15 protein-coding genes are annotated in these 14,249 nt (G+C 56.9%); 10 read left to right on the forward strand and 5 right to left on the reverse strand.

Annotated features, from left to right (window positions below; all coding sequences use genetic code 11):
- Nucleotides 1-9: 9 nt before the first annotated feature.
- Complete coding sequence (locus tag M2407_RS15705) at nucleotides 10-930, reverse strand: LysR family transcriptional regulator (RefSeq protein ID WP_122080113.1); 921 nt, start codon at nucleotides 928-930, stop codon at nucleotides 10-12.
- A gap of 153 nt (nucleotides 931-1,083) precedes the next feature.
- Here M2407_RS15705 and M2407_RS15710 point away from each other — a divergent pair, with 153 nt between their 5' ends.
- The 3 genes from M2407_RS15710 to M2407_RS15720 all read left to right on the forward strand — a co-directional run bounded on the left by M2407_RS15710 (nucleotide 1,084) and on the right by M2407_RS15720 (nucleotide 3,426).
- A complete protein-coding gene (locus M2407_RS15710) occupies nucleotides 1,084-2,736 on the forward strand; it encodes a multidrug ABC transporter permease/ATP-binding protein (RefSeq protein ID WP_259218567.1) in 1,653 nt (550 codons plus the stop codon).
- A gap of 391 nt (nucleotides 2,737-3,127) precedes the next feature.
- On the forward strand, nucleotides 3,128-3,241 hold the full coding sequence (locus tag M2407_RS15715; RefSeq protein WP_122080111.1) for a YmiA family putative membrane protein: 114 nt from the start codon (nucleotides 3,128-3,130) through the stop codon (nucleotides 3,239-3,241).
- Nucleotides 3,242-3,252: 11 nt separating this feature from the next.
- The gene (locus tag M2407_RS15720) at nucleotides 3,253-3,426 is read left to right on the forward strand and encodes a hypothetical protein (RefSeq protein WP_165366299.1); all 174 of its coding nucleotides are present in this window, start codon (nucleotides 3,253-3,255) and stop codon (nucleotides 3,424-3,426) included.
- On the opposite strand, the gene M2407_RS15725 is transcribed toward M2407_RS15720, so the two are convergent.
- Nucleotides 3,416-4,636 (reverse strand): MFS transporter, encoded by a 1,221-nt coding sequence (locus M2407_RS15725; RefSeq protein ID WP_128865146.1) that lies wholly within the window; start codon nucleotides 4,634-4,636, stop codon nucleotides 3,416-3,418. The two genes, M2407_RS15720 and M2407_RS15725, sit on opposite strands and share 11 nt — an antisense overlap.
- A 513-nt stretch (nucleotides 4,637-5,149) precedes the next feature.
- Here M2407_RS15725 and agaR point away from each other — a divergent pair.
- From agaR to agaF, 6 genes are read left to right on the forward strand one after another with little or no spacing between them, the layout of a single operon-like run.
- Nucleotides 5,150-5,923: a transcriptional repressor AgaR gene (gene agaR / locus M2407_RS15730; RefSeq protein ID WP_037418365.1), complete on the forward strand. Its 774-nt coding sequence runs from the start codon at nucleotides 5,150-5,152 to the stop codon at nucleotides 5,921-5,923.
- 23 nt (nucleotides 5,924-5,946) lie between these two features.
- On the forward strand, nucleotides 5,947-7,230 hold the full coding sequence (locus M2407_RS15735; protein WP_259218570.1) for a D-tagatose-bisphosphate aldolase, class II, non-catalytic subunit: 1,284 nt from the start codon (nucleotides 5,947-5,949) through the stop codon (nucleotides 7,228-7,230).
- Between the two features lies 1 nt (nucleotide 7,231).
- Nucleotides 7,232-7,708 (forward strand): PTS N-acetylgalactosamine transporter subunit IIB, encoded by a 477-nt coding sequence (gene agaV, locus M2407_RS15740; RefSeq protein ID WP_044553202.1) that lies wholly within the window; start codon nucleotides 7,232-7,234, stop codon nucleotides 7,706-7,708.
- Between the two features lie 14 nt (nucleotides 7,709-7,722).
- The gene (agaW, locus tag M2407_RS15745) at nucleotides 7,723-8,502 is read left to right on the forward strand and encodes a PTS N-acetylgalactosamine transporter subunit IIC (protein ID WP_142814503.1); all 780 of its coding nucleotides are present in this window, start codon (nucleotides 7,723-7,725) and stop codon (nucleotides 8,500-8,502) included.
- Entirely contained in the window at nucleotides 8,492-9,385 is an 894-nt protein-coding gene (locus tag M2407_RS15750; protein ID WP_046372743.1) for a PTS system mannose/fructose/sorbose family transporter subunit IID, read from the forward strand. The genes agaW and M2407_RS15750 overlap by 11 nt, the downstream gene beginning before the upstream one ends.
- A 10-nt stretch (nucleotides 9,386-9,395) precedes the next feature.
- Complete coding sequence (gene agaF, locus M2407_RS15755; protein WP_020828420.1) at nucleotides 9,396-9,830, forward strand: PTS galactosamine/N-acetylgalactosamine transporter subunit IIA; 435 nt, start codon at nucleotides 9,396-9,398, stop codon at nucleotides 9,828-9,830.
- 39 nt (nucleotides 9,831-9,869) lie between these two features.
- Here agaF and M2407_RS15760 read toward each other — a convergent pair whose 3' ends face one another.
- Entirely contained in the window at nucleotides 9,870-11,606 is a 1,737-nt protein-coding gene (locus M2407_RS15760) for an ABC transporter ATP-binding protein/permease (protein WP_201896044.1), read from the reverse strand.
- Between the two features lie 191 nt (nucleotides 11,607-11,797).
- Here M2407_RS15760 and M2407_RS15765 point away from each other — a divergent pair, with 191 nt between their 5' ends.
- The gene (locus M2407_RS15765) at nucleotides 11,798-12,505 is read left to right on the forward strand and encodes a tetratricopeptide repeat protein (RefSeq protein WP_187961856.1); all 708 of its coding nucleotides are present in this window, start codon (nucleotides 11,798-11,800) and stop codon (nucleotides 12,503-12,505) included.
- 49 nt (nucleotides 12,506-12,554) lie between these two features.
- Here M2407_RS15765 and M2407_RS15770 read toward each other — a convergent pair whose 3' ends face one another.
- Together M2407_RS15770 and M2407_RS15775 are read right to left on the reverse strand one after the other, a co-directional pair.
- Entirely contained in the window at nucleotides 12,555-13,205 is a 651-nt protein-coding gene (locus M2407_RS15770) for a DsbA family protein (RefSeq protein WP_116691837.1), read from the reverse strand.
- A gap of 77 nt (nucleotides 13,206-13,282) precedes the next feature.
- The gene (locus M2407_RS15775) at nucleotides 13,283-14,167 is read right to left on the reverse strand and encodes an MBL fold metallo-hydrolase (protein ID WP_020828416.1); all 885 of its coding nucleotides are present in this window, start codon (nucleotides 14,165-14,167) and stop codon (nucleotides 13,283-13,285) included.
- Nucleotides 14,168-14,249: the final 82 nt, after the last annotated feature.

A 14,249-nucleotide genomic window follows, 5' to 3' on the forward strand; every position in this document is an offset into this window, starting at 1 on the left:
TGATCGACCTCAAAAATAATGGCTGATATTTTGATAGCCCGCGATGATATGTTCGATCAACAACCGGGTCTTTAAGGGTAAATTGCGGGTATACGGGTAAACCGCGTAAACGCCTAATATCTTGCCACAGTGCCCGGACAAGACTTCTACCAGTGTTCCTGCCTGCAAATCCTCAAATACCATGCAGCGTGGCACCATGGCAATGCCATAACCGCCGATCGCCGCCTTGCGGATGGCCCGCGCGTTATTGGCCGACAAATTGCCTTTAACCTGTAGCTCATAAATTTCGCCGCCGCCCGGTGGCTTCATCAGCCAGTTGTCGGTACCACTTTCCTGATAGGTGTAGGTCAGGCAATTATGCTTGAGCAGATCGTCGGCCGAATGGGGTTCGGCATGCTGTTGCAGATAACCGGGCGAGCAGACTATTACCCATCGGGAGTCAAGAATGTGGCGTGCGATAAGGCTTGAGTCCGGCAGGGTGCCGGTGCGGATCGCCAAATCTATCCCTTCGTTGACCAGATCGGCAAAGCGATTTTCCAGCCGCATCTCTACCTTCAGGTTCGGGTGCCGCGCACAAAATTCGGCCACGCTCTCACTGAGCAGCAGCTCGCCAGAAATCGTCGGTACCGACATGCGGATGACGCCAGTCAACTCGTCGCTATTTTCACTGACGACATTCAAAGCATCTTGAATTTTGGCGCTGATCTCTTTGGCCTGGCGATACAGGCTGCGGCCATTTTCCGTCAGCGTCAGGCTGCGGGTGGTGCGGTAAAGCAGGCGCGCGCCGAGGGATTTCTCCAGACGTCCGATACGCTTGCTGACCACCGAACTGGTGATGCCGGCCGTTTCTGCGGCTTTGCTGAAAGAACCGCAGTCAACAATTAAGGCGAACAGGATCAGATCGTTGGCATATTCATGTGTAGGCAGCATCAGTCTTGGTTTTCCTTGTCCCAGATCTCCAGCCAGTGTAAATCCTCTCGGGCAGGAATCAATCGTCGACGACAATATGAGAATTGTTATTGATATCACTTTTTGGCCGCTTACAATGCCTGCCATCTCAATATTTCAGGGTAAGGGTTTTTCATGGAGTTGCTACGGGTGGTTTACCGCCAATATCGCTGGCCGTTTGTGGCGGTAATGGCGTTAACCATGGCCAGCGCGGCATTGGGTATCGGCATCATTGCCTTTATCAACCTGCGGCTGATGACGGCGGCGGGCGATCCGCTGGCGGTATTGCCGGAGTTTCTCGGGTTACTGGCATTGCTGATGGCTGTGACGCTGGGTTCGCAGTTGGCGCTGACCGCCTTGGGCCACCACTTCGTGTTTCGGCTCCGCGGTCAACTGGTGAAGCGGATCATGGATACCCATATTGAGCGGATCGAGCAGCTTGGCAGTGCGGCATTGCTGGCGAGCCTGGCCAGCGATATTCGCAATATTACCCTGGCTTTTGTGCGTTTGCCCGAACTGGTTCAGGGGGTGATATTGACGTTGGGGTCGGCAGCTTATTTGGGCTGGCTGTCGCCGCAGATGCTGGCGGTGACCGCTATTTGGGTCGCGGTGACGGTGTTTGGCAGCGGCTGTCTGGTATCGCGGGTCTATCGTCACCTGACCAACGTGCGTGAATCTGAAGAGCGACTCTATCAGCACTATCAGTCGGCCATTGACGGCCGCAAAGAGCTGGCGTTGAACCGCGATCGCGCCAAAGCGCTTTACCGCCAGGCCTACCAGCCGGATGCCGAAGAGTATCGCCATCATATTATTCGTGCCGATACCTTCCACCTCAGCGCGGTGAACTGGTCGAATATCATGATGCTGGGCGCGATAGGCCTGGTGTTCTATATGGCCAACAGCCTGGGCTGGGCCGATACCGCCGTGGCGGCGACCTATTCACTGACGCTGCTGTTCCTGCGCACGCCGTTGCTGCAGGCGGTGGGGGCATTCCCTACGCTTATCAGCGCAGAAGTGGCTTTCAACAAGGTCAAATCCTTACGGCTCGCCGACTATCAAGAGGAATTTCCGACGGGAACGACCAAGGCCTGGCAAACATTGGAGCTGCGTGAGGTGATGTTCCATTATGGCGCGACGGAAGAAAAGGCCGGATTCGCCGTGGGCCCGCTGAATTTGACGCTGCGCCGCGGCGAATTGGTGTTCCTGATTGGCGGCAATGGCAGCGGAAAATCGACGCTGGCCATGCTGCTGACCGGGCTGTATCAGCCGGTCAGCGGGCAGATACTGCTGGACGGCATTGCGCAGTATCCGGCGGACATGCATGACTATCGCCGGTTGTTTTCCGCCATTTTCACCGATTTTCATCCGTTCCAGCATTTGCAGGGGCCTGAGGGCGAGCAGCCGGATGCTGAACTGGTGGAAAGCTGGCTTCATCGCCTGAACATGAAAAACAAGCTGGAGTTTGACGGTCTTCGGGTGACTAATCCTCAGTTGTCCCAGGGGCAACGCAAGCGTCTGGCGCTGTTGCTGGCGGTGGCCGAAGAGCGAGATATTCTGCTATTAGACGAATGGGCGGCGGATCAGGATCCTCAATTTAGACGTATCTTCTACCGCGAATTGCTGCCGCAGTTGCGCGCGCTGGGTAAAACGGTGTTTGCCATTAGCCATGACGATCACTATTTCGAGCATGCGGACCGCCTGTTGCAAATGCGCGATGGGCACCTTAGCGAATTGACCGGCAGCGATCGTGAACTTGCCAGTAAAGACTCGGTTTCCCATCTTGACTGATTGATATCACTCGGGCGGCGGTCGCTGCCCGGACCATCCTTTCCCTTCAACTCCCTTTCAATAACCCATTTAACCCTGTGTTAATCATGGTCTTGGTCGATCGTGCGATTAATTTGGTTTTTTAATAGTTTTTTATTTCAATAAAGCTCGTATTACCCATTGTTTTGTCCTTGTCATCAGTATCATAAAAAACGGCCAGAGGTCCCGTGCGGGACTCATTCTTGTGTGCCGAGAACCGCGCCCCTCGGGCGTTCTCCCTTCATTTACGTGGATCCCTCTAAGTGGGTAGCATGTATTTTTATAATTACCATAGGAACAAACTACTTTATTGATCGTTTAAATAGATCAATAATCGATTATCGATTAGTTTAATCTATTGGATGGAGTGACTGTGATAGGCAAGGATGACGCGGATATTAAACGTAAAACTTGGTTGTGCGTATTTATCGGCTGCGGGGTGTTTTGGTTGGCCGTCGCCGCCGTGATTTATTGGCTGTTTATTTAGGAAGTAGGGTGATGGAAAAAAAACGCGTAAAGCGCACAGGGGGCGACCGGGATGAAAGTCCGGCCAAAATCCCCCCGTCATGGCAGTTGACGAGCGAGCAACGGGATTTTATCAACGACCTCTGGCAGGACGACGCCGGGGAATCCGGGCCGGAACACCCCATTCCCCCTGAGGTTAACGAATAACCTGATTGCGCCCGGCCAACATGCCAAACAGCATTTGCAACAGTGTCAGGCACAGCAGAACCATCAGTGGCAATCGCCAACCCTGAGTCAGATCGTGTAACAAACCGAACAGCGTGGGTCCCAGCGCCGCCAACAGATAGCCGACCGATTGCGCCATGCCCGACAGCTGCGTGGCCTGATGATGATGGCTGCTGCGCAGGCCAAAGAAGGACAGCGCCAGCACCAAAGAACTCCCCGCCCCCAGTCCGGCAAAAATCAACCACACCAAAGAGTAACCCGGCAGCAGCAGCAGACCGGCGACGCCGATAAAAATCAGCAGAGAACTGCATAGCGCGATGGCGCGCTGATCGCGGGCGCGCGGCAGAATAAACACCATGACAAAGTTGGCGACGATCGCCACCACCTGATAGATAAACAGCTCAAAACCGGCCTGTTGCGGCGACGTGCCGTGGCTGGCAGCAAAGGTGCTGAACCAACCAATAATGGTGTAGAAGGTGATGGATTGCAGGCCCATAAACAGCGCCACCTGCCAACCAAGAGCACTGCCCCAGGGGGAACGTGACAGGGCGGGTTGAGCCGGTGTTGCGTTACCGGCCGTCGGGGCCGAAGAGCGACGCAGTTGCGGCAGCCAGACAATCAGCGCCAACAGCGCCGGCAGGCTCCAGCACAGCAGGGAAAAACGCCAGCCTCGATCGTGCAATGTCGCCAGCGGTACCGCCAGGCCGGAGGCTGTGGCTGCTACCAGTGACATGACTGCCGCATAGGCGGCAATCATGGCGGCTGCTCGGCTCGGGAAGTCGCGTTTCACCAGCGTGGGAAGTACCACGTTGGCAAAGGCGATGGCCGCACCGATCAAAATACTGCCCAACCACAACATGCCGGTTTGCGGCATCGAGCGCAGCACAATACCAATCACCAGCAACAGCAATGCCATGCCCAGCGTACGCTCAATGCCGATGCGCTTCGCCAGACCGGGCGTGACCGGCGACAGCACGGCAAACAGGATTAGCGGCAGTGAATTAAGCAGGCCGGCCGAAGTGGCGGAAAGCATCAACTGCTGCTGGATCTGTTCCAGCAGCGGCCCCACGCTGGTCAGCGCGGCACGCAAGTTGGCAGCGACCAGCATAATGCCGGCAACCAGTAACAAGGGGTGACGTAAACGGCTGCGTTTTGTCGCAGCAGGCGTTGGGGTTACAGTGGGTTGTGGCATCAGTTCCTCGCACCAGGGCATGCAGTCAATCAATTCTGCACGGCATGATGCGTTGATTGACGTTAACGCTTACGTACCGGCAGGGGCCGATATCTGCGCGCAAGTGTAGGGAAGAACCCCTGGCCTGACAAGGGGCCGATTCAGCAGTGCGCAAGCCTTTCCCCTGCCGTAAGCGGCACGCAGAATACGCATAATTACGATTATGTGATCCCGATCACCCGGTGAACTAAAAGTCGGCCAACCTGGTCGTTGCGTGGACGCTTTCGTTCTGCGCATTGCGGCAGGCTTCTCACCCCGGCTACCGCGCTCGCCCTGACATTTCATTTTGCCTTTCGCTGCGGCCATTAATTTTCACTTCATTTCGATTCGAAAGGTTTTTAGCCACTTTTTCTGCTAAAACAGCGCTGTAACCGCGATCACAATTTCATTGCTTTCGCTTTGCTGTAATGCCTGCGCAGTAGAGCGAAAGCCATCTTCTCCCCGGCCTGGCCGGAAACCTGAGGACCGCAGCTCATGCCAGTGAATACCGCAAAGCGCCGTGAACACATTATCGATCTGTTATGCGAACACGGCAGCGTTCGTGTGGAGCAGCTCAGCAAACAGTTTGCAGTATCCACGGTGACGATCCGCAACGATCTGCGCTTTCTGGAACGAAAAGGGTGTGCGCTACGGGCCTATGGCGGCGCAATGCTCAATCAGCAATTTGCCTTCGATCGTCCACTGCATGACAAAGGACGGTTGAACCGCGATGTGAAGTCGCAGATCGCAAGCGTAGCGGCAAGCTATGTGCGTGATGGCGACGCGCTGATCCTCGATTCCGGTTCCACCACCACCCAGATAGTGCCGTTCCTGAAAGGACGACGCGATCTGGTGGTGATGACCAATGCGCTGAACATTGCCTATGAGCTTTCCGGTAATGATGGGGTGGAGGTGATGGTGTTGGGCGGCAGCGTGCGCCGTAATTCTTACTCGCTCTACGGTCCGGCTGCCGAGCAGCAATTGCGCCAGTACCGTTTCGACAAACTGTTTTTGGGCGTCGACGGTTTCGATCTGGCTGCCGGTATCACCACGCCTCACCCTGGAGAGGCACACCTCAACCGCGTGATGTGCGAGGTGGCGCGCGAGATTATCGCCGTGGCGGATGCCAGCAAGTTTGGTCGCAAGAGCTTTTGCATGATTCGCGAAGCCGGACAAATTCATCGGCTGATTACCGACAGCCTTCTTCCGGACGATTACGAGCGGGCGTTAACCGAGTTGGGCGTGGAGGTAGTCATCGCCGATCGGTAGTACGGCGCCTGCGTGGGGGATTCATGCAGCAGTTGTTACAGCTTGTTGAGCAGCACAAGGCCGGTAAACCGGTCGGGATCTTTTCCGTTTGTTCCGCTCACCCCTGGGTGCTGAAAGCGGCCCTGCGGCAGGCCAAAACGCGCGGTACGCCGGTACTGGTCGAGGCCACCTCGAATCAGGTCAATCAGTTTGGCGGCTACACCGGCCAGACGGCGGAACAGTTCCGCGACGCCCTGTGGCGATTGGCGGACGAGGAAGGGTTGGCACGCGATCGTTTGTGGCTGGGAGGCGATCATCTCGGCCCCAACGCCTGGCAGGATCGGCCGGCAGAAGAAGCAATGCAGTTGGCGGAAACGCTGATCGACGATTATGTTCGCGCCGGTTTTCGCAAAATCCACCTCGATTGTTCCATGTCCTGCGCTGGCGATCCTTTCCCTCTAAATGATGAAACCGTCGCTGCCCGTGCGGCATGTTTGTGCGCCATTGCTGAACGCGCCTGGCAGCAAAGCGGCGGTGAGCCGCCGGTGTATGTGATAGGGACCGAAGTGCCGGTGCCGGGCGGCGCACAGGAGGCGTTGGAAGGTATGCAGGTCACCACGCCACGGGCGGTGCAGCAAACGCTTGAAATCCATCGCCTGGCCTGGCAGCAAGCCGAACTGGTCGATGCCTGGACGCGAACCATTGCGCTGGTGGTGCAGCCGGGCGTTGAGTTTGATCATCACAGCGTGGAGCACTATCAACCGCAACGGGCCCATGAACTGAGCCGCTTTATCGAACGGCAGCCGGGCATGGTGTACGAGGCGCACTCGACGGATTACCAACCGCCGCAGGCCTATCGACAGCTGGTGGGCGATCATTTTGCCATCCTGAAAGTCGGCCCGGCACTGACTTTCGCACTGCGTGAAGCGCTGTTCGCACTGGATCACATTGAACGTGAATGGCTTGGTGAACATCAGTCGGCGCAGCTGTGCGCCACGCTGGAGCAGGTCATGCGCGAACAGCCACAGCAGTGGAGCCGTTACTACCATGGCAACCCTCATCAGCAGTATCTCGACCGCCACTACAGCCTGAGTGACCGGGTACGTTATTACTGGCCGCAACCACAGGTGCAGCAGGCGGTAGATAGCCTGATCGACAACTTGCGCCGCCATCCGGTGCCGTTAGCGCTGTTGAGCCAGTATCTGCCAGATCAGGCCCGCGCGCTGAATGCCGGGGAACTGAGCAACGACCCGCAGGATTGGGTAATGCATAAGGTGACGCAGGTGCTCGACGACTACCATGCCGCCTGTTATCCGGAGGTGCATTGAAATGCCGAATATCTTGATGACTCGTATCGATAACCGACTGGTGCACGGCCAGGTCGGCGTTACCTGGACCAACACCTTGGGCGCCAATCTGGTGGTGGTGGCCAACGATGAAGCGGCAGCCGATCCTGTGCAGCAGAACCTGATGGATATGGTGGTGGCGGAAGGGGTGCAGACGCGCTACTTCACGCTGCAGAAAACCATCGACGTGATCCACAAGGCGGCGGATCGCCAGAAGATCTTTTTGGTATGCAAAACGCCGCAGGATGTTTTGCGGCTGGTGCAGGGCGGGGTGCCGATCCGCTTCGTGAACGTCGGCAACATGCATTTTGCCGAGGGGAAGCGTCAGGTGCATAAAACGGTCTCGCTGGATGAGAGCGACGTCGCCGCTTTTCGCGAACTGGCGGCGCTTGGCGTTGAATGCGAGGTACGCCGGGTGCCGGATGAAGCGGGTGAGGCGGTCGGCAAGCTGCTGTTCTGAGTTCGGGGGAAATCATGTTAACTGATGCGTTATTGATTGCACTGTTGGCCGGGTTGGCGGGGGTCGATCTGTTTGACGGACTGACCCACTTTCATCGCCCGGTGGTGCTGGGGCCGTTGGTCGGCCTGATTTTGGGGGATGTATACACAGGTCTGCTGGTGGGCGGTACGCTGGAATTGGTATGGATGGGCATGGTGCCGCTGGCGGGCGCCCAGCCGCCGAACGTGGTGATTGGTGGGGTGATCGGCACGGCGTTTGCCATCCTGACCAAGGCCGATCCCAAGGTGGCGATCGGCGTGGCCGTGCCGTTTTCTATCGCGGTGCAGGGCTGTATTACGCTGCTGTTTACCCTGTTTTCACCGATGATGCACCGCTGCGATCGGATGGTGAAAGAGCTGAACTGGCGCGGTATCGAACGGGTGAATTATCTCGGCATAAGCATCCTGTTCGCGTTCTATTTTGTCGTGGCTTTTTTGCCGATTTATTTCGGTGCCGATGCGGCCAGCGCCATGGTGCAAAAAGCACCGACCTGGCTGCTGGACGGCCTGGCGGTGGCGGGTGGCATGATGCCGGCGATCGGTTTCTCGCTGTTGATGAAAGTGATGATGAAAAAAACCTACGTGGCTTATTTCATCCTCGGCTTTATTTCCGTCACCTTCCTGAAACTGCCGATCCTGGCGGTGGCGCTGGGGGCACTGGCGATCGCACTGATCGATTTCTTTAACAGCCAACGAGCCGGGGCGGACACGCCCAAACCGTCCGTACAACAGGAGGATGCTGAAGATGGCATTTAATGATTCCGACGATCTGCTGGCGCAAAAAGCGGAACAGCGTATGGCGCAGGCCCTGGCGACCAGTCAGGTAGACCAGGACGATTATGTCGACAGCGAGCCGGCAGAGGCGCTGACCCGTGGCGATATCAACCGCATGGCATGGCGTTCCTTACTGCTACAGGCGTCGTTCAACTACGAACGTATGCAGGCCGGTGGCTGGCTTTATCAGTTAATTCCAGGATTACGCAAGATCCATCGCAATCCGCAGGATCTGGCCAATTCGATGAAGATGCACATGGAGTTTATCAACGTGCACCCGTTCGACGTCACCTTCCTGTCCGGGCTGGTGCTGGCGATGGAACAGAACAAGGAGAAGATTTCTACCATTCGTGCGGTAAAAGTGGCGCTGATGGGGCCGCTGGGCGGCATTGGCGATGCGCTGTTCTGGCTGACGCTGCTGCCGATCTGCGCCGGGATCGGCGCCTCGTTGGCGCTGGAAGGCAGCCTGTTCGGGCCGATCGTCTTCCTGCTGCTGTTTAACGTTTTTCACTTCGGCTTGCGGTTCGGGCTGGCGCATTATGGCTATCAGGCCGGCACCAGCGCCTTGGCGCTGCTGAAAACCCATACCCGACGAATATCACACGCCGCCTCGATTGTCGGCATGACGGTGATCGGCGCGCTGGTGGCTTCCTATGTCCATCTTTCCACCCCGTTGGTGATGCATGCCGGCAAGGCCAGTGTGGCGTTGCAGACCGACGTGCTGGACAAACTGATGCCCAATCTGTTGCCGCTGTGCTTTACGCTGCTGATTTTCTTCCTGATGAAGCGAGGGTTCTCGCCGGTGAAGCTGATTGGCGTGACGGTGGTGATTGGCGTCGTGGGCAAATTTATCGGTTTATTGTGAGGAAAGGGCGATGCCAGGCATTGTGATTACCGGCCACGGCAGCTTTGCCAGTGGCCTGCTGCAGGCGGTAGAACAGGTGGTGGGGCCGCAGCAAAATTGCGTCGCGGTCAATTTCCCGGAGCAGATGAGCACCGCTCAGTTAAGGGGCGCCCTTAATGCGGCGCTAACCGAAGTGGCGCAGGCGGACGGCGTGGTGTTTCTCACCGATATGCTCGGCGGATCGCCGTTTCGCTGCGCCAGCGAACTGGCGGACGAGCGCGGTGATTGCGAAGTGCTGACCGGGGTAAATATGCAGCTGGCAGCGGAAATGATGCTGGAACGCGATGGGCTAAGCCTGGATGAGTTTCGCGAAGTGGCGTTGGCGTGCGGCAAACGTGGGCTGACCAGCCTGTGGCACGAAAGGCGTCGGGTGAAATGCGAGGACGTTCAGGCCGATGGCATCTGAGTAAAGCCGGGCGCAACCGTACAGGCTGCGCCCGAGCACTTAGCCGGCAACCGGCAATGGGCTGAGTGCCATGCGTGCCGGTTGGCTTTCTTCCGCGCGGCTAAAGCGCCAGCAGCTCTGATGATACTTCGCCACGCTGTTGCGGTGCGCCACGCTAACCAGCGTCACATCCGGCAATTCATCCACCAACAGGCAGTACATCAGTTGCTCGGTCTCGTCGTCCAGCGCGCTGGTGGCTTCGTCGAGGAACAAAATGTCCGGGCGGGTCAGAATCGCACGGGCGAAGGCTAATCTCTGCTGTTCACCTGGAGACAGGCGTTGGCTCCAGTTGGCGCTGGTATCCAGCCAGCGCTGAAGGTGTTTAAGGCGGCAGTTATCCAGGGCTTTCAGCAGCTGTTCATCGCTGTACTCGGCGGCAAGATGCGGATAGCTGAGCGCCTCTCGCAGCGTACCGATCGGAATATAACTGCGTTGCGGCAGGAATAACGTACTGCTGGCGGCGTCGAGCCCAATCGCACCGGAACCATACGGCCAGATACCGGCAATGGCGCGCAACAGGGTTGATTTACCGCAGCCGGAGGGGCCAACGATCAGCACCCGATCGCCACGTTTGAGCGTCATTGAGGTCGGCTCCAGTAAGCGTTGGCCATCCGGCAATTGCAGGCTGAGGCGGTCAAGGACCATCGGCTGTTCATTCTCCGGCTGCAATTGAATGCCTCGCTGTTGATGGTGCACCTGATCCACGGCGGCGTTAAAACCGGCCAGACGGTTAACGCAGGCTTTCCAGGTGGCCAGATCGGTAAAGGCATCGATAAACCAGGACAGAGCGCCCTGTACTTGCCCAAAAGCGGAGGCTATCTGCATCATTCCGCCCATTTGGATGGCGCCGGAAAAATAGCGTGGGGCGGCCACCAGTAGCGGAAAGACAATGGCGAATTGGCTGTAGAAATTGGAGGCAATATTGAGCCGCCGTGTAATGCGCATGATTGACCACCAGTTGGCACGGATGGCTTCGAAGCGCCCGCCCAACTGCTGTGCTTCATGCGGCTCGCCGTGATACAGCGCGATGGCATCATTATTTTCGCGGATGCGGATCAGCCCAAAACGAAAGTTCGCTTCATAGCGCTCCTGATTAAAACCCAGTTGTACCAAGGGTTTGCCGACCCACCAAATCAGCAGTGATCCCAGTCCGGCGTACAGCAGAGCGAACCACACCATATAGCCGGGTAGGGTAATAGCGTGCTGGCTGATGACAAAGGTAATAGGGCCACTGACATGCCACAGGATGGCGATAAAAGAAAACAGCGTCACCAGGCTGGACAGTAACCCCAACGAAAGCGACAGCGTGTATTGGGTCAGCACGTTGAGATCCTCGGCGATACGCTGGTCCGGGTTATCGACGATTTGCTGCTGTTCGGTATGGTAATACGCCTGATGCGCCAGCCATTTACCCATGAATTTTTCGGTCATCCAGCGCCGCCAGTGCATCTGCAGGCCCTGTGTCAGGTAAATTTTAAACACCGCCAATACGATGAAAATCAGCGCCAGATAGGTAAAGCGCCACAGCTGCGCCTTGAATACCGGGTAATTTTTATTTTGCAGCGCGTCGTAAAACACCTGGTTCCACTGGTTGATCAGCACGCTGATGTACACCAACCCCAGTGACAAGGCGATGATGGCGATCAGCATCGCCCAGGCCCGCAGTTTCTCCTCCGAGACCCAGAAGGGTTTAATCAGTTGCCAGACGGCGTGTTTGGGTGTGGGGATAGCGTTCATGGACTCTCGCAGGTTTAATCTTTTTTTCAGCATGGGCCGGGGACAGGTAACAAACAAACGTTGACTGTAAGCAGTTTTAACGCCGCTAACCGTTTGAAATATCGCGGCTGAATCGTCAGGGGTGATGCGGTGGCGGTTGGCGGTTATACTGGCGCCGAAATTTGGCTCGTTTACTGCGGAAAGGATAAGTGATGAAGGCGTGGGTTCCCCTGCTGTTGGCCTATGGTGCGCTTGCCTGCGACCAGGCGATGGCGCAGATTGACGAGCCGGATATTGATGCCGATTGTCACAAGGTCGCAAGCTATGCCGAGTTGGGCAAAAATGCCTATCAGCGTGGCGATTACCCACGCGCCGCAGATATTTTCCGCGATCAGGCCGCCTGGAGTGAGTTCTGTGGTTTGGATAGCCAGGCAACGGCCACTGCTTATAACAACGTAGCGCTGGCGCTGATACACGCCGGCGAGCTGCTTAAGGCGCGTGCCTATTTAGAATTGGCACCACAAGACAGCAAGTCCCAACATAATCTCAAGCTGTTGCAGGAGCGGCTGGCGAAACGAACGCCGTCGATCGGGCCGGGCGGAGTGTATTGGCAATATGCCGGGCGTGGCGTCTGGAGCGAGGTTGAGGTCAAGCCGCAAGATGGCCGCTGGCTGATCGTTTACTCTGGCTATTACATGCCGCAGATGGGGTTGTATTACGGGCCGAATATGGGGGAGTTTACTCAGACGTTGCCGATAGAGCACGGCAAAGCAGTATACCGTCAGCGGGAACCGGAAGATGTGATGGCGTGCGATGTGGCGATGCAGTTCGGTAGCGATGGTCTGGACATGCACACCGAGGGGGATTGCGGGTTCGGTTTTAACGTGCGTGCGGAAGGACACTTTGTACGGGTTGAATAATCAGCTCCGGGCATCCAATACTTTGAACACCCGGCAGCCGTAACAGGTATTAGGCCCAGGTAGCGGCGCCGCTCAATAACTCTTTCCAGGCCTCAACGTTGCCCAGATAGTTGCCCGCCGGGATCTGGCGCAGCTGGCCTTCGCTGTCTTGCAGAGCGAAAGTTGGGAACCCCTGGCCCTGAACCTTGGCAAGCAATGCCCGGCTTTGCGCGATGTGCTGCGCGGTTGGCGCACCGGCGTTAAACCGCATTTCGGCGATAAACGGAGCAGAGGGCAAGCCCAGCTCTTTTGCCAGCGCTTCCAGCACCGGCGTGTCGGCGATACGTCGACCTTCCTGGTAATGCGCTTCCTGAATGCGGTGCAGCATATCCAGCCCGCGTCCCGCCAGCGCTTGCGCTGCCAGTATGGCGGTAATCGGCGGCTCCGAGTCCATCACCGCGGTGGTATCACGCAACAATCCATTGAAATAAGCTTCGCCAAAGGGTTGGCCGGTTAACTCCGCAATGCGCTTGTCATGCGGGATCACATAATTGCGCCATTCATCCGTGATTTGGCGGCGGTTGTTGCCGGTCATCATACCGCCGGCGTGCAGGGCGATGGTTAGCCCTGGAATGGTTTTGGCCGCCTTCACCAGCGGGGCTGCGCCATAGCACCAGCCACACAGCGGATCGAAAATGTAGTGCAGAGTCGTACCGGTCATGTCTTTTCCTCGTTATACCCGCCGCCTTTGCGGCGGCTGGGTAGCAGTAGCGCCTTGGCCTGGGTGTTTCGGCGTGCTTATTGCGGCCACTTCATTTCGCCTTTCAGCACTTTGGCGCTCAGTTCCAGGCTGGATTCGTCTTTCAGATCCGGGTAATGCTTTTTCATTGCCGCCACCAGTGCTGCAGAATCTTTGGCTTTTGGCAGTTCAGCTTCCAGCGTGGTCAGGTAGTTCTGGGTAAAGGTGACGGACTTCAGCGTCTGGTCTGCCCCCGGCAGGAAATGGCCAGGGACCACGACTTCCGGTTTCAACGCTTTGATGCCTTCCAGCGTTTGCTGCCAGTGCGCGCGGGATTCAACGGTTTGGTTATCGGCAATCCACGGATGGATATTGTCGCCGGCTACCGGCACACCGCCCACTACCGCTTTCAGCGCTGGGATCCACACGTAGGTGCGTTCTGGCGTCGGGCCGGTCAGGCCTTTCACTTCCACTTTCTGGCCGTCTACGGTGAAGCTGTCACCCTGCAACGCCTGAGGCACCACCACCGCTTTCGGCGCGTTGTCCTTCAAGATTGGGCCCCAGTACGCCACTTTGCCGTCTTTGGTGGCATTGATTTCTTCGATGGTACCCGGTGACGCGATGATTTTAGCCTCAGGGAACGCGGCTTTAATGACGTCCAGACCAAAATAGAAATCCGGATCTGAATGGCTGATGTATACGGTGGTCAGCTTCTTGCCGGTCGCCTTGATCTTTTTCACCAGGGCTTCCGCATCGTTACGCTGGAACTGGGCGTCGATCAGTGCGACTTCGTGTTTGCCGCTGATGATTTCGGAAGACACCGGGAACACGCTTTTCTCACCTGGGTTATACACTTCCATCGTCAGGGTGTTGGCGGCGGTAGCGAAGGTGCTTACTGTGGCGATGCCGGCAAAAGCCAGGGTCAACAATGATTTCTTAAACATGGGTAGAGGTCCTTGGGATGCGATTAATGTTGTATAGATGTTAGGTTGCATAAAGCGATAGAAAAACCGGATAATGAGCAAC

This window comes from Serratia sp. BIGb0234, assembly GCF_024809915.1.
Taxonomy (GTDB): Bacteria; Pseudomonadota; Gammaproteobacteria; order Enterobacterales; family Enterobacteriaceae; genus Serratia; species Serratia liquefaciens.